This is a genomic window from Micromonospora sp. U21 (genome assembly GCF_018070045.1).
Lineage (GTDB): Bacteria > Actinomycetota > Actinomycetes > Mycobacteriales > Micromonosporaceae > Micromonospora.
Genome location: NZ_JAGPYK010000005.1, coordinates 288,177 through 308,315, shown reverse-complemented (window position 1 = coordinate 308,315; position 20,139 = coordinate 288,177). Strand labels below are relative to the sequence as shown.

The 20,139-nt window shown below is 73.2% G+C and carries 19 protein-coding genes and 2 pseudogenes; 11 read left to right on the top strand and 10 right to left on the bottom strand.

All coding sequences use genetic code 11. The annotated features are described in order from the left end of the window. The first annotated feature begins 73 nt into the window (after positions 1-73). From KBX63_RS09425 to KBX63_RS09410, 4 genes are all read left to right on the top strand, one after another. Positions 74-1,468: an ABC transporter substrate-binding protein gene (locus KBX63_RS09425; RefSeq protein WP_210910587.1), complete on the top strand. Its 1,395-nt coding sequence runs from the start codon at positions 74-76 to the stop codon at positions 1,466-1,468. Next, positions 1,465-2,421: a carbohydrate ABC transporter permease gene (locus KBX63_RS09420; RefSeq protein ID WP_210910586.1), complete on the top strand. Its 957-nt coding sequence runs from the start codon at positions 1,465-1,467 to the stop codon at positions 2,419-2,421. Before KBX63_RS09425 ends, KBX63_RS09420 begins: the two co-directional genes overlap by 4 nt. Further along, positions 2,421-3,287 (top strand): carbohydrate ABC transporter permease, encoded by an 867-nt coding sequence (locus KBX63_RS09415; protein WP_210910585.1) that lies wholly within the window; start codon positions 2,421-2,423, stop codon positions 3,285-3,287. Before KBX63_RS09420 ends, KBX63_RS09415 begins: the two co-directional genes overlap by 1 nt. Before the next feature lie 216 nt (positions 3,288-3,503). Then, entirely contained in the window at positions 3,504-4,109 is a 606-nt protein-coding gene (locus KBX63_RS09410; RefSeq protein ID WP_210910584.1) for a bifunctional 2-polyprenyl-6-hydroxyphenol methylase/3-demethylubiquinol 3-O-methyltransferase UbiG, read from the top strand. Positions 4,110-4,130: 21 nt separating this feature from the next. Here KBX63_RS09410 and eccB read toward each other — a convergent pair whose 3' ends face one another. Next, the gene (eccB, locus tag KBX63_RS09405; RefSeq protein ID WP_210910583.1) at positions 4,131-5,516 is read right to left on the bottom strand and encodes a type VII secretion protein EccB; all 1,386 of its coding nucleotides are present in this window, start codon (positions 5,514-5,516) and stop codon (positions 4,131-4,133) included. 129 nt (positions 5,517-5,645) lie between these two features. On the opposite strand from eccB, the gene KBX63_RS09400 reads away from it, so the two are divergent. Then, positions 5,646-6,365: a spermidine synthase gene (locus tag KBX63_RS09400; protein WP_210910582.1), complete on the top strand. Its 720-nt coding sequence runs from the start codon at positions 5,646-5,648 to the stop codon at positions 6,363-6,365. Positions 6,366-6,634: 269 nt separating this feature from the next. After that, positions 6,635-6,811 carry a hypothetical protein gene (locus KBX63_RS09395; RefSeq protein WP_167627024.1) on the top strand — a complete coding sequence of 59 codons (177 nt, stop codon included), beginning with the start codon at positions 6,635-6,637 and terminating at the stop codon, positions 6,809-6,811. A 12-nt stretch (positions 6,812-6,823) separates the two neighbouring features. Here the strand turns inward: KBX63_RS09395 and KBX63_RS09390 are convergent, their stop codons facing one another. From KBX63_RS09390 to KBX63_RS36690, 3 genes and pseudogenes are all read right to left on the bottom strand, one after another. After that, complete coding sequence (locus KBX63_RS09390) at positions 6,824-8,626, bottom strand: acyl-CoA dehydrogenase (protein WP_210910581.1); 1,803 nt, start codon at positions 8,624-8,626, stop codon at positions 6,824-6,826. A gap of 418 nt (positions 8,627-9,044) precedes the next feature. Then, a complete protein-coding gene (locus tag KBX63_RS09380) occupies positions 9,045-9,272 on the bottom strand; it encodes a hypothetical protein (RefSeq protein WP_210910653.1) in 228 nt (75 codons plus the stop codon). 137 nt (positions 9,273-9,409) lie between these two features. Further along, a pseudogene (locus KBX63_RS36690) lies at positions 9,410-9,601 on the bottom strand (AMP-binding protein); the annotation flags it as partial. A gap of 170 nt (positions 9,602-9,771) precedes the next feature. Here KBX63_RS36690 and KBX63_RS09370 point away from each other — a divergent pair. The 4 genes from KBX63_RS09370 to KBX63_RS09355 all read left to right on the top strand — a co-directional run bounded on the left by KBX63_RS09370 (position 9,772) and on the right by KBX63_RS09355 (position 12,609). After that, positions 9,772-10,194, top strand: coding sequence for an MmcQ/YjbR family DNA-binding protein (locus KBX63_RS09370; RefSeq protein WP_210910580.1), 423 nt, complete (start codon positions 9,772-9,774; stop codon positions 10,192-10,194). Positions 10,195-10,360: 166 nt separating this feature from the next. Further along, positions 10,361-11,398 carry an L-dopachrome tautomerase-related protein gene (locus tag KBX63_RS09365; protein WP_210910579.1) on the top strand — a complete coding sequence of 346 codons (1,038 nt, stop codon included), beginning with the start codon at positions 10,361-10,363 and terminating at the stop codon, positions 11,396-11,398. Between the two features lie 69 nt (positions 11,399-11,467). After that, the gene (locus tag KBX63_RS09360; protein WP_210910578.1) at positions 11,468-11,848 is read left to right on the top strand and encodes a VOC family protein; all 381 of its coding nucleotides are present in this window, start codon (positions 11,468-11,470) and stop codon (positions 11,846-11,848) included. Between the two features lie 65 nt (positions 11,849-11,913). Next, positions 11,914-12,609 carry an alpha/beta fold hydrolase gene (locus KBX63_RS09355; protein ID WP_210910577.1) on the top strand — a complete coding sequence of 232 codons (696 nt, stop codon included), beginning with the start codon at positions 11,914-11,916 and terminating at the stop codon, positions 12,607-12,609. Between the two features lie 99 nt (positions 12,610-12,708). Here the strand turns inward: KBX63_RS09355 and KBX63_RS09350 are convergent, their stop codons facing one another. From KBX63_RS09350 to KBX63_RS09340, 3 genes are all read right to left on the bottom strand, one after another. Beyond that, positions 12,709-13,965 (bottom strand): MFS transporter, encoded by a 1,257-nt coding sequence (locus KBX63_RS09350; protein WP_210910576.1) that lies wholly within the window; start codon positions 13,963-13,965, stop codon positions 12,709-12,711. After that, positions 13,962-14,561, bottom strand: a complete 600-nt coding sequence (locus KBX63_RS09345) for a helix-turn-helix transcriptional regulator (RefSeq protein ID WP_210910575.1) — start codon at positions 14,559-14,561, stop codon at positions 13,962-13,964. Before KBX63_RS09345 ends, KBX63_RS09350 begins: the two co-directional genes overlap by 4 nt. A 61-nt stretch (positions 14,562-14,622) precedes the next feature. Continuing rightward, positions 14,623-16,200, bottom strand: a complete 1,578-nt coding sequence (locus KBX63_RS09340) for an LLM class flavin-dependent oxidoreductase (RefSeq protein ID WP_210910574.1) — start codon at positions 16,198-16,200, stop codon at positions 14,623-14,625. A gap of 116 nt (positions 16,201-16,316) precedes the next feature. Here KBX63_RS09340 and KBX63_RS09335 point away from each other — a divergent pair, with 116 nt between their 5' ends. Beyond that, on the top strand, positions 16,317-16,913 hold the full coding sequence (locus KBX63_RS09335) for a MarR family winged helix-turn-helix transcriptional regulator (protein WP_210910573.1): 597 nt from the start codon (positions 16,317-16,319) through the stop codon (positions 16,911-16,913). A 29-nt stretch (positions 16,914-16,942) separates the two neighbouring features. On the opposite strand, the gene KBX63_RS09330 is transcribed toward KBX63_RS09335, so the two are convergent. The 3 genes and pseudogenes from KBX63_RS09330 to KBX63_RS35115 all read right to left on the bottom strand — a co-directional run. Next, entirely contained in the window at positions 16,943-18,442 is a 1,500-nt protein-coding gene (locus KBX63_RS09330; RefSeq protein WP_210910572.1) for a twin-arginine translocation signal domain-containing protein, read from the bottom strand. Between the two features lie 198 nt (positions 18,443-18,640). Then, positions 18,641-19,480 carry a CocE/NonD family hydrolase C-terminal non-catalytic domain-containing protein gene (locus KBX63_RS35120; RefSeq protein ID WP_247662027.1) on the bottom strand — a complete coding sequence of 280 codons (840 nt, stop codon included), beginning with the start codon at positions 19,478-19,480 and terminating at the stop codon, positions 18,641-18,643. A gap of 109 nt (positions 19,481-19,589) precedes the next feature. Then, positions 19,590-20,099, bottom strand: a pseudogene (locus KBX63_RS35115) (CocE/NonD family hydrolase); the annotation flags it as partial. Positions 20,100-20,139: the final 40 nt, after the last annotated feature.

The following is a 20,139-nucleotide window of genomic DNA, read 5'->3' as shown; positions in this document are numbered from 1 at the left end:
TCGCTATATGTCTTGTCATTGATCAATCGAGGGCGTTGAATCCGTCATGTACCCTTCGAGAGGAGTGCCACCGATGTCAGCACCTCCGATGCGGATCCTCGCTACCACCCTGATCATGGCACTGGCCGGGTCCACCCTGCTGGCCTGCGGCGACGATAAGCCAGAAAGCGACAGCAAGAAGATCACCGTGTGGAGCCTGGAGGACGTGGCCGACCGGGTCACCGCCACCAAGGCCATCATCGCCGACTTCACCGCGAAGAGCGGGATCCAGGTCGAGCTGGTCACCGTCAACGAGGACCAGTTCCCCTCCCTGATCGCCGCCAACGCCGCCGCGGGCGACCTGCCCGACGTGGTCGGCTCGGTCTCCCTGGCCGGCATCCGTACGCTCGCCGGCAACGAGCTGCTGCACGCCTCGGCCAACACCGAGATCGTCGACACGCTCGGCAAGCAGACCTTCTCCCCCCGCGCGCTGGAGCTCACCTCCGACGACGGCAAGCAGCTCTCCGTGCCCAGCGACGGCTGGGGGCAACTGCTCGTCTACCGCAAGGACCTCTTCGACGCCGCCGGCCTGCCCGCCCCCGACACGTACGAGCGGATCACCGCGGCCGCGGCGAGACTGAACACCGGCGGCGTCGCCGGGATCACCGCGGCGACCGCCCCCAGCGACGTGTTCACCCAGCAGACGTTCGAGCACCTGGCGCTGGCCAACGGCTGCCAGCTCACCGACGACGCCGGCGGGATCACCCTGGACTCGCCGCAGTGCATCGAGGCGTTCCGCTTCTACGGCGACCTGATCCGGAACAGCTCGGTCAAGGGCGCACAGGACGTGGACACCACCCGGGCCACCTACTTCGCCGGAAAGGCGGCCATGGTGGTCTGGTCGCCGTTCATCCTCGACGAGCTGGCCGGGCTGCGCAACGACGCCAAGCCGACCTGCCCGCAGTGCCAGGCCGACCCGGCGTTCCTGGCGAAGAACAGCGGGTTCGTCACCGCGATCAAGGGCCCGAACGGCGCCGAACCGGCCCAGTACGGCGAGATCAGCTCGTGGGCGGTGCTCGACGGTGCCGCAGCCGGCTCGGCGAAGTCCTTCGTGGAGTACATGCTCGGCGACGGCTACCCCCGCTGGTTCGGCATGTCGCCCGAGGGCCGCTTCCCGGTGCGCAAGGGCACCCAGGCCGAGCCCGAGGCGTACCTCACCGCCTGGAACACCAGCCAGGCCGGCGTGGACGCGAAGAAGCCGCTGGCCGACGTGTACGGCGACGAGGTGCTGGCCACCCTGCGCCGCAGCCCGGACACCTTCCAACGCTGGGGCCTCGGCCAGGGGCAGGGCAAGCTGGTCGGCGCCATGCTCGGCGAGCTGCCGGTGCCCAAGGTGATGAACGACCTCGTCTCCGGCAAGTCCGACGCGGCGGCCACCGCCGCGCGAGCCAAGAAGGACGTCGAGGCCATCAAGGCGGGCGTCAATTGACCACCACCGCGCCCGGCCCGGGCCGCTCCCCCACCCGGGAGCGGCCCGCGCCGGCCCGCCGCCGACCGCTGACCCTGCGGCGTCGCGAGTCCCGCGCCGGGCTCGCGCTCGTCGCCCCCACCCTGCTCGTCACCATCGCGGTCATCGGCATCCCGATCGTCTGGACCGTGGTGCTCGCCTTCCAGCGGGTCCGGCTCGCCACGCTGCGCAGGACCGGGCTGTTCGGCGAGTTCACCATGGACAACGTCGACCGGGTGCTGCACACCCCCGGCTTCGCCAGCACCCTGTGGACCACGCTGGTCTACAGCCTCGGCGGCACCGTCGGGTCGATCCTGCTGGGCCTGGTCGCCGCCCTGGTGGTCCGCCGGCCGTTCCGCGGTCGCACCCTGGTCCGGGCGTCCATGCTGCTGCCGTACGTGGCACCGGTGGTCGCGGTGACCTTCGTGTGGCAGGTGATGCTCGACCCGCAGCTCGGCATCGTCAACGACTGGGGCCAGCGGCTCCTCGGCTGGGACGCCCCGGTGCCGTTCCTGTCCCAGGAGTCGACCGCGCTGGCCACGGTGATCGTGTTCGAGGCGTGGCGGTACTTCCCGTTCGCGTTCCTGTTCCTGCTGGCCCGGCTCCAGGCGGTGCCCGGCGAACTGGAGGAGGCCGCCCGGGTCGACGGCGCCACCCCCACGCAACGGTTCCGCCACATCCTGCTGCCGCAACTGCTGCCGGTGATCGCGCTGCTGGGCGTGCTGCGCTTCATCATGACGTTCAACAAGTTCGACGACGTCTACCTGCTCACCGGCGGGGCGGCCGGCACCGAGGTGGTCAGCGTGCGGGTGTACGAGTTCCTCACCGCGCGGACCGACATCGGCGCCGCCGCCGCGCAGGCGGTCGTGCTGGCCGTGGTGCTGATCGTGTTCGTGCTGATCTACCTGCGCTTCTTCGGACGGAGGGTCGGCTGATGGACCGGGACGCCGTCGAGACGGTGAGCCTGCGCTGGCTGCGCCGCCTGGTGATCGCCGCATTCCTGGTGGTCACCGTCTTTCCCTTCTACTACATGCTGATGCTGTCGGTGCGCCCCATCGAGCGGCTGCTGCTCGACCCCGGCTCACTGGTGGTCGGCTTCGGCGAGCTGACCGTCGCCACGTACGCCGAGGTGCTCAAGGCCGCCGACGACGGCGGCCAGGGATTCCTCACCTTCATCCGCAACAGCGGGCTGGTCGCGGTCGCGGCGACCCTGCTCACCCTCCTGGTGGCGATCCCCGGCGCGTACGCGGTGGCCCGGCTGCGGTTCTTCGGCCGGCGGCAGGTCGACTTCCTGTTCCTGGCGGTCTACCTGTTCCCGTCGATCGTCATCGCGATCCCGCTGTTCGTGGTCTTCACCCGGGCCGGGCTGCGCGGCTCACTGTTCGGCCTGGTGCTCGTCTACATCTCGCAGACGCTGCCGGTCTCGGTCTACATGCTGAAGAACTACTTCGAGACCATCCCGGTCAGTCTGGAGGAGTCCGCCGCGATCGACGGCGCCGGTCGGCTCGGGATCATCCGCCGGGTCAGCCTGCCCCTGGCCATGCCGTCGATCATGGCGGTCGCGCTCTACGACTTCATGATCGCCTGGAACGAGTTCCTCTTCGCGCTGCTGTTCCTGGTCGACAAGCCCGACCGGTGGACGGTGTCGCTCGGCCTGTCCCTGCTCGCCGACGGGGTGGAGGTGCCCAAGACGGTGCTGATGGCCGGGTCGGTCGTCCTCACCCTGCCCATCGTGATCCTCTTCTTCGCCAGCGAACGTCTGCTCACCGAAGGCCTGACCAGCGGCGCCGAAAAGGGCTGACCCCCCGCGCCCCCGCCCCGTCCTCGTCCCGTCCCCGTCCCCCGCCCCCGTCGATCTAGGGCATATCAGCGCTAGTTGATCTCCACGGACGACGATATGCCTTAGATCGACGCGGGTGGCCGGCGCGGGGGTGGCAGCGCGGGGGTGGGGGCGGCGGCGCGGGGGCAGGGGCGGGGTCGCCCGTCACGTCCCCGCCGGCCCGGTTACGGTGGCGACATGGCCAACCCGACCCGCTGGGCGACCGACACCGGACCCGAGCACTCGCAGTGGTACATCGACCGGTTCCGGAAGCTCGCGGCCGAGGGAGCGGACCTGGCCGGCGAAGCCCGGCTGGTGGACGCTCTCGTCCCGCCCGGCTCCCGGATCCTCGACGCCGGCAGCGGCACCGGCCGGGTGGGCGCGGCGCTGGCCGAGCGCGGGCACACCGTGGTGGGGGTGGACGCCGACCCCGCGCTGGTGGCCGCCGCCAGCACGGACTACCCGGGCCCGCGCTGGCTGGTCGCCGACCTGGCCGAACTGGACCTGCCGGCGCTCGGTGAGGCCGAGCCGTTCGACGCCGCGGTGCTGGCCGGCAACGTGCTCGCCTTCGTCGCCGCCGGCACCGAGCCGGAGGTGCTGCGCCGGCTCGCCGGGCACCTGCGCCCGGACGGTGTGCTGGCGGTGGGCTTCGGCACCGATCGCGGTTACGCGCTGACCGCGTTCGACGCCGACGCGGTCGCCGCCGGGCTGCGCCTGGAGCACCGCTTCGCCACCTGGGACCTGCGCCCGTGGCGCGACGACGCGCCCTTCGCGGTCACCATCCTGCGCCGCCCGGCCGCCTGACACCCGTGCATCCACGGGCCGTCAGGTGGGGGCGGCGACGGCCCGCGCGGCGGCCGGGTCCAGGGTCGCGCCGGCCGGCACCAGGCTGACCAGGCCCGCCGGCAACCGCAGGGGGCGCACATTGCGATAGCCGAGCATCGCGAGCACGTCCGGGTCGGCCAGCACGTACCGCCGGCCCAGGTCGGTGACCACGGAGACCGCGCCGCCGGACGCGCCGGGCGCCGCCGCGGCCTCGACCACCGCGCCGCGGCCCGGCTCCACCACCACGTGGTCGGCCCGCACGGCGCCATCGGCCGGCGCGGTGCGCGGCACGGCGGCCAGGTCCGGCAGCGGTACGCCCCACCGCACCTCCCCCGTCCCGCCGTCGTCGCCGACCCGGGTGCAGAGCGCCCCGTCGCCGCGGGCCGCGAGCCGGGGCGGGGCCGGCGGCGGGGCGGTCGGACCGTTCGGGGCGAGGTCGGGCGCCGTCGGCAGCGCGGCGAACCGGCCCAGTGTCATCGCCTCCGGCTCGCCCTGCCCGGTGCGGGCCAGCAACAGCCCGGCCTGCAACTCGGTGATCCCGGCCAGTCCCGCGTCGAGCGCCACCGCGTACTGCCGGCCGCCGCCGGAGTTGCGCACCAGGTACACCTGGCCGATCGTGGCGCCCGGCACCCCGGAGGCGCGCCGACCCAGATCGGGCAGGGCGAGCGGGGCCAGATCGGCGCCGGCGGGCAGCGAGTTGAGCAGGGCGGGAGCCACGGGCACCGCCCGGGCCCGGGTGGTGGCCAGCGCCGCCAGCACCCGGCTGGGGTCGCGGATCAGGTAGCGCCGCTGGTGCCAGACCAGGTGCAGCCCGCCGTCCGGGTGGCGCGTCAGCAGGGCTTCGTCACCGAGCGGCCGGCCGCCGCCGGGCTCGGTGCCGATCAGCAGCGCGGAGCGGGGCGGCTCGCCGCCGGCGCCGGGCGGGATCGTCGAACAGACCGTCCACGCCGCCGTGGCCAACCGGCTCGGTGCGGGCAGCGAATCCGGCGCGTCGGCGATGCCCAGCGGCAGCCCGCGCGGCACGCCGTCGATGGAACGTCGGGAGACCAGCACGGTCTTCGAGCGGTCCGCGCCGACGATCAGCAGCGCCGACGCGTAGTTGAGCACCGGGTGCAGCTTCTGTTCGCGGTAGACGAACCGGGCGCCGGACTCCTTCTCGACGATCACCGCGCCCGGGTCGCGCCAGCCGCTCCCGCCACCGGCGAACAGGCCGTAGAGCGCCGAGCCGCCGAGCCCGATCGCCGCGACCAGGACGCTGGCCAGGGCGGCGCCGGCCAGCCGCCGGAACGGCGACTGGGCCGGATCGGTCTCGCGCATCACCAGGGCGGCGACCGCCCGCTGGACGCTGAACTGGTGGGAGTGCAGCTGGTCCTGCCGCGACGGCATGAGGTCCCTTCCCGCTGGATCGGCCGGGGCACAGGATATGCGCTGCGTCGATGTCCCGCGGACCCTGCGTGGCCGCCGCCGGTCGGACCGGTACCATCCGGGGACGAATCCGGCGGCGAGAGGGCACCCGTGGGCACGCGTTTCGAGGAGCTGGCCTGGCGGGAGACCCCGATCGGCGCGATCAGCCTGCGCCGGCGCCGCGACCCGGCGCTCCAGGTCGAGGTGTACGAGGTCAAGCTCGACGACGAGTTCCTGATGTCCAGCCTCTTCCCGGTCGCGGAGATCGAGCTGGCCCGGCTGGGCCTGGCCGAGCTGGCCGGTGACACGCTCGACGTGGTGGTCGGCGGTCTCGGGCTGGGCTACACCGCCTGCGCCGCGCTGGACGACCCGCGGGTGCGGTCGCTGCTGGTGGTGGAGGCGATCGAGGACGTGATCGACTGGCACCGGCGCGGGTTGCTGCCGTTCGCGGCGGGGCTCGCCGAGGACCCGCGGACCCGGTTCGCGCGGGCCGACTTCTTCGCCGCGGTGGCCGGCGACACCGGGTTCGACGCCGAGGCGCCGGGGCGCCGGTTCGACGCCGTGCTGCTCGACGTCGACCATTCTCCGCGCAACGTCCTGCACCCCAGCCACGCCGCCTTCTACGCACCGGCCGGGCTGCGGCGCCTGGCCGCCCTGCTACGCCCGGAGGGGGTCTTCGCGCTCTGGTCGGACGACCCGCCGGACGCCGAGTTCACGGCCGCGCTCACCGCGGTGTTCACGACCGCGCGGGCGCACGTCGTGCCGTTCGCCAACCCGCTGACCGGCGGCCAGTCCGCCAACACCGTCTACGTCGCCCGCACGGCCGGCTGACCCAGCCCAGCCCGCACGGCCGGTCCAGCCCGCGCCGCCGCTTGATCGACACGGTATCGGTGATATCGCGGTATCCCGTCGTCGCTCACAGCCCGATGTCGGCGATCCCGAGTCGATCAAGCGCCGAGCGGGGTGCAGCCGCGCGGCGGTGCCGGGGTCGCCACCTACCCCGCCGCCCGCCGCCACGCTCGGGCATGGTCTCGGTCGGAGCGGGAAGGTGACGACCCCGAGGTCGCCACCGCGGGCGCGACCGGTTACCGGAGGTGGACATGCGCGCACTGCTCTGGGTCGTCGGCGTGGTCGCCGGTGTGCTGATCCTGCTCGGGCTGATCCTCGAGGCGGTCCGCTGGCTGATCATCATCGGTCTGATCGCGCTGGTGATCGTGATCATCCTGGGCGTGGTCAAGGGCCGGCAGGCCATGCAGCACCAGACCAGGCGACGGTGAGGGGCGGCCCGTTCAGAACCAGTCGGCGCGCATGTCCAGCGTGGTCCGGTCCCGGCTGTCCAGCAGGTCGAACTGCGGACCGGTGCGGGGCAACTCGACCGTGAAGAAGTAACGGGCGGCCTGCCACTTGCCGGCGTGGAACGCGTCGCCGGACTCCTCCGGTGGCAGCGCCAGCACCTGCTCCAGCCACATCCACGCGATCACGACGTGCCCGACCGCCTCCAGGTAGACGCTCGCGTTGGCCAGCGCGAGCACCGGGTCACCGTCGGCCCAGAGTCGCCGAGTGACCGCGACGACCCGGTCCACCGCGCCGGCCAGCCGGTCGGCCAGTACGGCGGCCTCGCCCCCGGCCTGTCCGGCCCGGGCGACGGTCTCGCGGATCGTCGACGTCAGCAGGGTCAGGCCGGCGCCGTTGTGCATCGTCATCTTGCGCCCCAGCAGGTCCAGCGCCTGGATGCCGTGGGTGCCCTCGTGGATCGGGTTGAGCCGGTTGTCCCGGTAGTGCTGCTCCACATCGTGGTCGCGGGTGTAGCCGGCCCCTCCGAGCACCTGGATCGCCAGGTCGTTGGCGGTGAGGCACCACTGTGACGGCCAGCTCTTGGTGATCGGGGTGAGCACGTCCAGCAGCAGGTGCGCACGCTCGCGGTCGGCCTCGGCCGGGGCGGTCTTCTCCTCGTCGAGCAGCCGTGCGCAGTAGAGCACCAGGGCCAGCGCCCCCTCCACGTAGCTCTTCTGCGCCAGCAGCATCCGTCGTACGTCGGGGTGGTCGATGATCGGCACCTGCGGCGTGCCCGGGTCCTTGGCGCCGACCGGCCGGCCCTGCGGGCGCTCGCGGGCGTACGCCAGGCTCTTGAGGTAGCCGGTGTAGCCGAGCGCCGTGGCGCCGGCGCCCACCCCGATGCGCGCCTCGTTCATCATGTGGAACATCTGGGCCAGCCCCTGGTGCGGCGGGCCGACCAGGTGACCGACGGCACCGGGGCTGCCGGCGGGCGTGTGCCCGCCGTCGCCAAAGCTGAGCAGGGTGTTGGTGGTGCCCCGGAAGCCCATCTTGTGGTTGAGCCCGACCAGCACCACGTCGTTGCGGTCGCCGAGCGAGCCATCCGGCCCGACCAGCACCTTGGGCACGACGAACAGCGAGATGCCCTTCACCCCGGGCGGGCTGCCGGGGATCCGTGCCAGAACCAGGTGGACGATGTTCTCGGCCAGCTCGTGATCGCCGCCGGAGATCCACATCTTGGTGCCGAAGAGCCGGTACGTGCCGTCCGGCTGGGGTTCGGCACGGGTGGTGATGTCGGCCAGCGAGCTGCCGGCGTGCGGCTCGGACAGGCACATGGTGCCGAAGAACCGGCCCTCCAGCATGGGTCGCACGTAGGTGTCGACCTGCTCCGCGCTGCCGTGCGCCAGCAGGAGGTTGGTGTTGCCCAGGGTGAGGAACGGGTACGCCGAGGTGGAGACGTTGGCGGCCTGGAACCAGGTGAAGCAGGCCGCCGCGACCGCGTGCGGCAGTTGCAGACCGCCGACGGAGGCGTCCAGCCCGGCGCTGAGCAGACCGGTCTCGGCGAAGCTCTCCAGCGCCGCGCGGACCTGCGGGATCAGCCGTACCCGCTGCCCGTCGAAGGTGGGCTCGGCGAGGTCGGCGGCCCGGTTGTGCGGTGCGAACTGCTCGCTGGCCACCCGCTCGGCGAGGTCCAGGGCGTCGTCGAAGGCCTCCCGGGAGTGCTCGGCGTAGCGGGGGCGCTCGACCAGCTGGGACACCCGCAGCCAGTCGTGCAGCAGGAAGTCCAGGTCGCGGCGGGAGAGCAGGGTGGACGGCACGGCGCTCCTAAGCAGGCACGGGGGTGGCTCGGTCCGGGGCGCCAGCCCGGCGTCGCCCCGGCACATCCTGACGGATCGGCCGGGCGTGCACCACCGGCGGCCATCCGCAGTGGCGCCCGGCACTTGGCCGGCGGCCGCCTGACCGGCCCCGGGCAGCTCAGCAGGGCGCTCTCCAGCTCAGCTCGCCGCGCTGACCACGGATCTTGGCCTGGCCATCGACGCGGCCCGACAAAGTGCAGCTCACCGGCCGCGTCGCGGCGGCAGACGTCCCCGGTCCGGTAGTGCCGAGTGACCCCGTCGGGGCCGGTCACGAACGTCTCGGCGGTCCCGGTGCCCGCCGCCCGGTACCCGCGGGCCAGCACCGGGCCGCCGATCACCAGCTCTCCCTCGCCGTCGCCGTCGCCGTCGCCGTCGAGTGTCAGCAGGGCGCCCGCGACCGCTCGACCGATCGGGGGCGGCCCGCCCGCTCGGTGTAGCGGCGCAGGTCACCGGTGGCGGTGACCAGGATGCTCGCCTCGGTGGGGCCGTACCGGTTGTGCACCGCGGCGCCGAAGCCGGTGGGTGGCCAGAGCCGCAGCCGGTCGCCTCCGGTGGCCAGGGTCCACAGCCGAGGTGTCCTCTTCGGAGCGCAGCAGCTGCTCGGCAAGCGGGGTGCTGAGGAAGCAGTGGTCCACCCCGCGCAGGTCTCGGCGATCCGTGCCGGGTCCCGGGCCACCTCCTCGTCGGCCGGCCGGTCGGGCCCGAGGTGGAGATCAGGTACGCCAGGTCGTCCGGCTCCGGGAGCCGCAGGTGCTCCTCCCTGCCGGCGCGGACGACGGTGACCCCGGCCGGCAGCCGCTCGACGAGATCCTCGGCGGCGACCACGACCCGGCACCGCGCGTCGGCCAGGATCTGGGCGATCCGGGCCGGCGGCAACGCCGGATCCAGCGGCAGGAAGGCGGCGCCGCAGAACATGGCGGCGAGCGGGCCGACCACCGCGGCGGCGGTGCGCGGTTGCAGCACCGCCACGACCGGCTCCGGATCCGGGTGCCCGGCGGCCGGCGGCCGGCGGGAGCAGCCGGTCCTGAACGAGATCGACGGACGTACGCCACCCCGGGCGGCCGAGCCGGGTGGCCTGTCGTACCGGCCGGCTAGCGTCGCGGACCGTGAGCGAACCCGGAGACGTCCCACCCGAGGTCCTCGACCGGCTCCGGCCGATCTGCCTCGGGCTGCCGGAGACCTACGAGGAGCCGGCCTGGGTGGGCACACGCTGGCGGATCCGCAAGCGGACCTTCGCCCACGTGCTCACCGTCGATCCCGACCACCAGGCCGCCCATGCCCGTGCGGCGGACGTGGACCGGCCGGCCTGCCTGCTGATCTTCCGGTCGCCACCCGACGAGATCGCCGGGCTGGTGGCCAGCGGGCACCCCTTCTACAAGCCGGAGTGGGGCCCGACCGTGCTGGGCATGGTCGTCGACAACGACACCGGCTGGGAGGAGGTTGCCGAGCTGCTGAGCGAGGGCTACTGCCTGCTCGCCCCGAAGCGACTCGCCGCCCTGGTGGACCGGCCGCCCGCGCCACCCTGCTGAGCGTCCCGCCAGGCGTCACGACCGGCTCCGCGGCTGGCGGTCGGCGGCGACCCACGGGCCGCCGGTTTCGGGTGGCACGGCCCGGGGATACCGCGCGCCGGGTGGTCGGGTCCCTCGGCCACCGGTTGGAGCCGAGGACGCCGTCGGACGAGTCAGGAGCGGTGCCGTGCCCACGCTGCCCAGCGAGGAGGATCCCCGACTGACGCCGGTGCTCGTCGAGGACCGGGTGTGCACGGGCGTGACGACCCTGCGCGGGCGGATCTTTCTGAGCTACCCGTCTGCGGACCGGCCGGGCGTCCAGGTCGTCGAGGCACTGCCGGACGGCCGGCGCGACCCGTACCCGGATGCCGCGTGGAATCGGGTGGACCAGCCACCGGACGACGCCTTCGTCAACGTCAACGGGTTGCGTGCCGGCCCGGACGGCCGGCTGTGGATCATCGACGCGGGTGCGCCGGGGATCGGCACCCGGCAGGCGCCGGGCGGGGCCCGGCTGATCGTGGTCGACCCGGACGACGACCGGGTCGACCGGGTCTACCACCTGGACCCGGCGGTGCATCCCACCAGCTACGTCGACGACGTCCGGTTCCACGACGGCGTCGGCTACCTCACCGACGCCGGTTCGCCCGGCCTGATCGTGCTCGACCTCGACTCGGGGCAGGTCCGGCGGGTGCTCGACGGGCATCCGAGCACCGTGGGCACGCCACTGGTGGCGGACGGCCGGCCGCTGCGTGACCCGGACGGCGGTGCGGTCCACGTGCACGCCGACCAGCTGGAGGTGTCGCCCGACGGCCGGTGGTTGTACTACCAACCGGCCTCAGGCGGGATGTCGCGGATCGGCACCCGATGGCTGGACGACCCGTCGGTGTCCGCGGACGAGCTGGCCCGGCGGGTCGAACCGTGGTGGGACAGCCCCAGCACCGGCGGTACGGCGATCGACGCCGCCGGCACCATCTACCTCAGCGACGTGGACCGACGGCGCATCCTCACCCTGGCGCCGGACCGCAGCGTACACACGCTCGTCGCCGACCTCCGGCTGGCCTGGGTGGACGCGATGTGGATCGACGCCGACGCGCGGCTCTGGCTGCCGGCCGCCCAGCTGCACCTGACCGCCGGGCTCAACGGCGGCCACGCGGCCGTCGAGTACCCGGCCCGGATCTACCGGATGCCGGTCGAGGCCGGCCCGCCGCCACTGGACCACGGCTGAGCCAAAGGCCGGTCGGCGGGTGCGCTCGTGGTCGGTCCGGCGTACAGATTCGTCGATATGCTGGGCCTCGTGCACCGAAGCCGCGTCTACGCCCTGCTGATCGACGCCCCCGAGGCGGAGGCCGCCCGGGCTGCGGCGTTCTGGTCGGCGGCGCTGGGCGTCAGCACCCGGTCCGATCCCGCGGAGCCGCAGTTCGTTGCCCTGCACGAGGCGCTGCCCGGGCTGGTCACCGCGGTCCAGGCGGTCGATGACGCGCCCCGCTTCCACCTCGACATCGAGAGCGACGATGTGGCAGCCGAGACGGCGCGGCTGATCGCCCTCGGTGCCACCGAGGTGTCGCGATGGCTGGAGTGCCGGGTCCTGCGCGTGCCCGGCGGGCATCTGGTCTGCGTCCTGCCGGTGGCGAGCCCGCCGGAGATCTTCGCTGCCCAGGCCCGAACCTGGCCGTGACCCTGGCGCCCCGGCTCCGGTCGGGGCCGGCAGCGGTGTCGGAGGGCCCCGCTAGGGTCCGGGCCATGACAGAGTTCGTACTGGTGGCGGGGGCGTGGCTGGGGTCGTGGGCGTGGGACGAGGTGCTGCCGCCGCTGCGCGCGGCCGGCCACGGCACCCACCCGCTGACCCTCTCCGGCCTCGCCGAGAAGCAGGGTGTGCCGGCCGGGCAGCAGACCCACGTGCAGGACATCGTCGGTGAGATCGAGCGGCGAGACCTGCGCGACGTGGTGCTGGTCGGGCACAGCTACTCGGGCATCCCGGTGGGTCAGGCCGCCGAGCGGATCGGCGACCGGCTGACCCGGGTGGTCTTCGTCGACTCGGAGGTGCCGGTCGACGGCCGGTCGTTCGCGTCCGGCTGGTGGCAGGGCCCGGCGGCGCTGGAGTCGTTGCTCGCCGACAACGGCGGCTACTGGCCGCCGCTGAGCGGGGACGATCTCGACGGCCAGGGGCTCACCGACGAGCAGGTCGCCCGGCTGACCAAGGGCTTCACCCCGCACCCCGGCGCCACGCTGACCGAGCCGGCCGTGCTGACCCGCCCGCTCGGCGAGCTGCCGACCACGTACGTCAAGTGCCTGCTCGACGGGCCCGAGCCCAACGACACCGTGGCCGGGTTGCTGTCCAGTGAGCACTGGCGACTGGTCACGATGGACACCGGCCACTGGCCGATGACGTCCCAGCCCGCCGAGCTGGCCCGGCTGCTGCTGGCCGCAGCGGGCTGAGCTGCCCGGGGGCCGCTCAGGCGTTGGCAGCCCTTCGCGTCGGGCGCTCCCGCCGGCGGTGCGGCGCCCGCCGCGCCGCCCGGCCGTCTGCCGGAGCGGTCAGGTCACCGGGTCGTCGAGGCTGGTGATGTGGCGCACCGGCGACGCGAGCAACCAGAGCACGGCGAGCGTGCCGCCCAGGCCGGCGACGACCAGTGTCGGCCGAAGCCCGATGGTGGTGCCCAGCGCGCCGCCGACCAGCGCGCCGAGCGGCCGGATCCCGTAGTTGACGGCGCTGTACGCGCCGGCCCGGCGGCCCCGCGCGTCGTCGGGCGTGACCGCGGTGAGGAGGGCGTTCAGGTTGACGTCCATCAGCATGACCCCGACGCTGGAGACCACCTCGATGGCCGCCAGCATGGCCACCTTCGTCCAGGTCGGGCCGCTCACCAGCGCGGTGAGCGCCAGCGGCGCGGGAAAGAGCACGACGCCGATCATCGCGGTGCGGCCGAGCCCGATGGCGCGGGAGACCCGGGGCGCCAGCGCCGCGCCGGCGAGCCCGCCGAGCGCGCCGGCGCCGAACGCGATGCCGATGGCACCGGCGGACAGGTCGAGTTCGCGGCTGGCGTACAGCACCAGCAACGCGGTGGCGATGAAGGTGAAGAAGTTGACGGTGCTGGTGCAGCCGAGCGCGGCGCGCAGCACCGGGTGCCGCAGCACCAGCACCAGCCCGTCGCGGACCAGGCCGAGGGTGGACGACCGCTGCGGCGGCGGAGGCTTCTCGGTGACCGGGATGCGGCCGATCAGCAGCGCGGAGATGACGAACGACACGGCGTCGACGACGATCGCGATCGGCGCGGTCAGCGCCTGGACCAGTCCCCCGCCGACGGCCGGGCCGGCCACGAACGAGACCGCACGGCTCATGCTCAGCTTGCTGGTCGCGTCGATGTAGGCCGACGGCGGCACCAGGGCGACGAAGAACGCCTGGCGCGCCATGGCGAACAGCACCGCACCGGCGCCGGTGAGCAGCGCCACCAGGTAGAGCTGGGTGAGGGTGACCGCGTCGAAGAGGTAGGCCACCGGCAGGCTGAGCAGCACCGCCGCCCGGATCAGGTCGGCGATGATCAGGAGCCGGCGCTTGCGGGTGCGCTGGTCGACCCACGCGCCGAGGAACAGGCCCAGCAGGTTGGGCAGCCAGATCAGCGCCGTGAGGACGCTGACCTGCGCGGGCGTCGCGGCGAGCAGGGAGACGGCGATCAGTGGCAGGGCCAGCTCGCTGATCCGGTCGCCGAACTGGGAGACCGTCTCGCCGATCCAGAAGGTGCGGAACCGCCGGTCGCGGTGCAGTGCCGGCGGTGGTGCGGTGCCGACGGTGGTCACGGCGTCGCCGGGTCGTCGTCGCCGGGCTCGGGCAGCAGGTAGCGCAGCATCCGGACGGCGCGCGCGCCGGCCGGCGACGCCGGCTCGTCCTTGCGCCGCACGTACGGGGCGAGCAGCTCCTCGATGGCGTCCTCCAGCTGCCGCAGCTCGTCGGCGGTGGCCACGAACCGGGTGTCTGCCACCCCGGCCAACCCGCGCCACTCGGCGTCCAACCGGGGCTCGTCGTGCAGCAGCCACTGCTGCGGCACGTCGGCGGACCGGGCGAACATCTCGCCGCGCAGTTGACGGGCGGCGGCCTGTCCCTCGGCGTCGTCGGGCAGCGTGAAGCGGAAGCCCCGGGCGGCCGCCTGCCACCAGCGTTCCCGCTTGCTGGTGGCCCCTTCCCAGTCGGTGACGAGGCCGAACGTCGCGAGGTGCCGCAGGTGCCAGCTGACCACCGAGGGCGTGGCGCCCACGTGCGGCGAGAGCCCGGTGGCGGTGGCGGGGCCGTGCCGCTGGAGACGGTCGAGGATGGCCAGCCGGACCGGGTGGGCCAGCGCCCGCAGCGCCTGCGGCTCGGTGATCTCGAAGTCCCCGTACGGATTCTTGAGAGACATGTCTCGAAAGTAGTCTCTCAGATCGTTCGGGGCAACCCGGGGTCGCGAAGGATCGCCGCCGTCAGCTCACTCCCAGCCGGGCCAGCGGCTCGACCAGCTCGCGCTCCTCGTAGCTGAGGTGGGACAGCAGGGTGTCGGTGAGCAGGTCCACCACGGCGCGCAGCTCGGCCAACCCGTCCGGCGCCCCGACGTACGCGACCAGGGCCCGGTCGACGCCCTCCAGGACGTCGTGGATGACGAGGTGTTCCTGCTCCAGCCGATCGATGACCGGGCGGAGCCGGGGGTCGGCCTGGCGCAGCCGCGGAAAGAGCGCCTCGTCCTCGATGGTGTGGTGGGTGGTGACGATGCGGCAGTAGGACTCGCAGTAGGCGCCGAGCGTCCACCTGTTCTGCCGCATCGTCATCGTGTTGATCTGCGACCGGGCCGCGCCGGCGTCGATCTCACCGGCCGCTACCTGCTCGATCAGGTCGTGGATCTGGGCCAGTTCGCCACGCAGGCCGTCGTGCACCTGCACCAGGTGCTGGCCATTGGCCTGTTCCTGGGGGGTGTAGGTGCGGGCCGGGTCGGGCGCGGGCCCGCTCGGGCGGGCCGACTCGTCCCAGACCCGCTGCTCGCTGCGCCGCCGGCCGTCGTCGGGGGTCGGCACCACGGCGAAGGCGCCGCCGGTCACGCGCGCGCGGGCCGGCCGCGACGGGGGCGCGACGACCGCCGACGGCTCGGTGACCGGCGTACGGTCCGGCGCCGTGCCGCAGTCGCGCTCGGCGGCAACCAGCTCACGGACGGCGGGCGCCACCTCGCCGGCGAACCGGCGCAGGTCATCGGGGTCGTCGCTGCCGAGAATGAAGGCGCTGATGCCATCGCCCAGCGCGAGCTCGACCAGCTCCCGCACCCACTGCTCGGCGGGCCCGTGCAGCGGCCCGCCCCCTGCGGACGCGAACTGACCGGAGATGTTGAGCAACCGGCGGACGTCCCCGGGTGAACGGCCGGCCTGCCGCGCGGCGTCGTCGATGATCTCGTTGCCCTTCGCCAGGTCACCGGGCTGGAGGTAGCCCAGCGAAGGCACCCATCCGTCGGCCCGGCGACCGGTGAGCTCGAGCATGCGCGGCTTGTACGCGCCCAGCCAGATCGGCACCGCGTGGGCGGGGGCCGGGCCGCGCTTGGCGCCGACGACCCGGTGGAACTCGCCGTCGACCCGCACTCCTCCCCGCGCCTCGGCGTCCCAGAGCTGGCGGATGACGTCGATGGCCTCCTCCAGCGCCCGCACTCCCTGCCCGGGCGTCAGCCGTCGGCCGCCCATCGCCTCGATGGCCTCCCAGAACGCCCCCGCCCCGAGGCCGAGCTCAACCCGGCCGCCGCTGAGCAGGTCCAGGCTGGCGACGCTGCGGGCGAGCACGGCCGGCGGGCGTAACGGCAGGTTCGTGACGTTCGCCGACAGGTGCACCCGATTGGTCCGCGCGGCGACGTAGCTCAGCAGCGTCCAGGTGTCGAGGAACCTCGGCTGGTACGGATGGTCCTGGAAGGTGACCAGGTCCAGCCCGACCTGCTCGGCCAGGACGGCGAGGTCGACGGTGCGGTCCGGATCGTCGCTGCCAGGGGTGATGAACGATCCGAAGAGCAGGTCGTGGCCGTAGTCACCCATCTGCGGAGCCTCCCGTTTCGCGCGACGCCCTGGTACGACGCGTCATGACCTCAACCTTATGTCATACAGAACATCTGTCGCCAACAAGGTCTGTCGCGCTGCGCTACTGTCGACGCATGACGGGTGCCTCTGACGTGCGGGACCGGCCCTATCCGCTCGATGACGACCTGGGCTGGATGCTCGGGATCGTCTTCCGTGGCTACGTCCGGGCGGCCGAGCACGCGCTCACTGACTTCCCCGGCGGCCCGCGCGGGTATCAGGTGCTCACCGCCGCGATCAACGGACCGGCCCGGAACCAGGGGACCATCGCCGAGGAGCTCGGTATCGACCGCACCGTGCTCACCTACCTGATCGACGACCTGGAACGCCCCGGGTTCGTGGCCCGCCGGGCGGACCCGGCCGACCGGCGCAGCCGGCTGGTCGACGTCACCGACGCCGGCCGCGGGGCGTGGGAGCAGCGGCGGCGGGCGCTACGGCAGGTCGAGTCGCATCTGCTGGGGGCGCTCGCGCCGGCCGAGTCGGCGACGCTGCGGGCCCTGCTCCAGCGGGTCGCCTGCTCGGCCCAGGCGGTCGACCCGTTGCGCGACCTGTGCGAGGTGGTCGCGCAGGTGCCGCCCGACCCGGCGACCCCTGTCCCGAGCCGCTCGGCGACAGCGCCCCAGCCGGGCCGGCAGGCACCCGCCGACCGAGCCCGCCGCCGCGGCACCGACTGATCCCGGGCGACCCGCCGTGCCGTACCGGGTCAGCGCACCTGCACGAACACCGGGTTCGAGTAGAACCACAGGTCGTCCCACGGGCTCTCCAGCCCGTCGGCGAGCGGCTCGGCCTCGTCGGTGCTGGTGCCCCGGACCCGCGCGTAGGTGTCGGCCTCGACGTTGCGCAGGGTGTGCCGGATGACGAGGTCCGCACCCTGCCGGCGCCAGTCGCGCGGGCCGAAACGGGCCACCACCTTGGTGGTGGGGTTGGTGTCGGCGTCCGGGTTGGTGCTCGGACCGGTGATCTGGCCGACGATCAGGTCGACCCGGCGGACCTCGGGCCGGTCACCGTTGGCGTTCTCACCGTTCAGCGGACGGAACCTGATCTCGATCTCGACGTCGGTGCGGCTGCGGCGGCTGACCGTGATGGTCTCGCCCACCTCGGCGGTCCGGCCCTGGGAGCTGGCGGTGACGTCGAGGCTGCGGATCAGATCGCCGGTGGTGACCCAGATCCGGCCGTTGCGCAGGCCGTCCATGATGTCGCCGTAGTCCTGGCGGGCGTGCACGTAGGTCTTGCTGTACTCGCCCGGCCAGAAGTCCGAGCCACCACGCGTCCAGTGCACGTGCGAGTCCGAGGTCGCGGTGATCCACCAGCGACGGCCCTCGCCGAGCAGCGAGTCCCACAGCCCCCCGACCCGCGCGGTCATCTGGTCGAAGCCGCCGTAGGTGGGGTGGTTGCCGTACCCACCCCGCTTGCCGCCGTTGAGCGGACCGGCCTGGTGGCCGGGCGCGCCCTCGAACCCGATGTAGACGTCCGGCGCGGCGTTGTTGCCGTTACGGAACTCGCGCGGAGTGTCCTGGCCGTAGACGCCGAGCCCGGGCGCGGAGCGGGACGCGTGGTGCGCGATCACCAGCGGCTTGTGCGGCATGCCCCGCGCGACCTTGAGGAACTCCACCATCTTGGCCTCGGTGTCCCTGCCCGGGTCGGTGGGGAACGCGTCGTACTTGGCGAACCGGCTCTCCAGCTCGAAGAGCTGCTTCGCCTCGTCGTCGTGACGCGGGATCATCAGCGTGTGGTGGTCCAGCGAGGGTGCGTCGAACTCCATGCCCCAGAACTGGAGCACCTCGGGGACCAGCTTGCGCGAGCGCAGCAGGTCGGGGTACGCCTGCTCGATGTTCACCTTCGAGTGGGTGGGTCCACCGTGGTCGGTGCACATTGCCCAGCTCAGGCCGAAGTTCTTGGCCATGATGGCGTTGGTGACGATCGGGTAGACCGCGTCCGCGCCCTTGTGGAAGACCACTGGCGACTTCGTGGTGTCGAAATCGCCGCTGTACTCCGAATGGACGTGGTGGTCACCGGCACGCCACGCCCGGGTCTTCGAGTCACCCCGGTCGTCGCCGGGCCGGCGCTCCTCATCGGCCCAGGCCGGGCCGCCGCCCACCAGCGGGCTGGCCGCCGCCAGCGTCGCGCCGACGCCCGCGTACTTGACCAGCTTGCGCCGCGACAACTGCGCGCGCTCGACCTCTTCGGGTTGCTTGTCCCTCACGTGAGAGCCTCTCCTCGATCAAGCGAAAGCTATTTCGATCAAGAAGCCTCGAAGAAGGTCGTGAACGGCGGCTGTACGCGATGCGGGTCCACGATGAACACCCTGCCTGGACCCACCGAAGGCTCGGCCGCCAACGACGGGACGCTGCGGTCGGTCACCCCGTGACAACGCGGGCGGCGAGCCGGGACGCCCGCCCGGTCAGGGCACCTGCCGGGCGTCCCGCGTGGTCCGGGCGGCCGACGGGTCGGCCGGCGCGGTGACCACCCGCGGCGCGACATCGACCGCGGGCAGCCCGGCCCGACCGGCGAGCGGGAGGATCAGCTCGCTGCGACCCAGGTCGACCCGGACGGTGGCGTCCCGGTCGTCGGTCTCGGTGAACTCCGGGTCGCTCTGGCCGAGCACCAACCCGAGCACATGGCCGGCGGGCAGCACCGCGTCGTACGCGTTCAGCGGCACGGTCACCGTGTACCAGCGGTCCGGTCGCAGCGGGGTGCTTAACCGCAGTGAGCGGTGGTGGGCGGCGTCGAGCCAGCCCCGGGTCAGCACCGCGTGGTCGGAGACCTCGGTGATCTCCTCGGTGTCCCGGTAGCAGGCATCGTCGACCGGCGTGGTTGCTCCCCAGCAGGACTCGGTGCTCAGCGTCCGCACGCCCTCCGAACTGTCGTAACGGATCCGCTCGGCGGTGCCGTAGTCGACCAGCCGCGCGGTCAGCTCGGTGGTCGGCCGGTCCACCCGGACCCGCAGTCGCACCGACGGGCTGCCGGAGATCCGCACCGGCGCGGCGAGCGCACCGGAGAGGAAGACCAATCGTCCGGCGGTCGCGGTGCTCGGCTCGGCGACCAGCTCCGCCTCGGTCAGCGACTCGTCGACGTACGCCTGCTCGCGGCCCGGGCGCGCGCCGCGCCCGCCGAGGGTACCGGTCACGCCGTTCCCGGCACCGAGGGCGACCCGGACCGACCGCGTGCCTGGCGCCGGCCAGTCCCGCTGCGTCGTCGACGTCCCGGCTGTGGTCTCCAGGTCGACCCGCGGCTCGTCCATGACCCCGTTGCGCAGCCCCTGCAACCAGTAGTCGAACCAACGGTGCAGAGAGTCCACCCACCATGCGCGCCGGACGTCGAACGGGTCCTCGTGGCCGGCCCGCAGCGGGCCGGTAGTCGCGCTGCGCCCAGAAGCCGTTGTAGTCACCGGTCTCCTCGGCGCTGTCGGCGCGCAGCCGGGCCAGCACCTCCGCGCAGGCTCCGTCGGTGCGGCCGTTGACGTACGAGTGCAGGTACCCGGGATAGTCGGCGGACCGCAGCACCCCCTGGTAGCGCATGTAGTCGTACCAGCTGGAGATCGCCGAGATCGGCACGATGGTCGCCAGCCCCGGCACACCGGTGGCGGCGACCCCGTTGGCGACCGAGCCGTCCCACGACTTGCCGATCATGCCGACCCGCCCGCTGCTCCAGGCCGCGCTGACCGGTCGGCCGTCGGCGGTGAAGGCGCGGGCCCGCCCGTTGAGCCAGTCCACGACCGCCTTGGCGCTGCCCACCTCGGCCGGGCCGCCGACGTCCTCGCAGCCGGTCGAGCGGGCGGTGCCGGCCAGGTCCACCGCGGCGAACGCGTAGCCACGCGGAACGAAGTAGTTGTCGTAGAACAGCGGCGCCTTGGCGATCACACCGGCCGCGTCGTACGTCTTGCGCTCGCTCTCGTTGCCC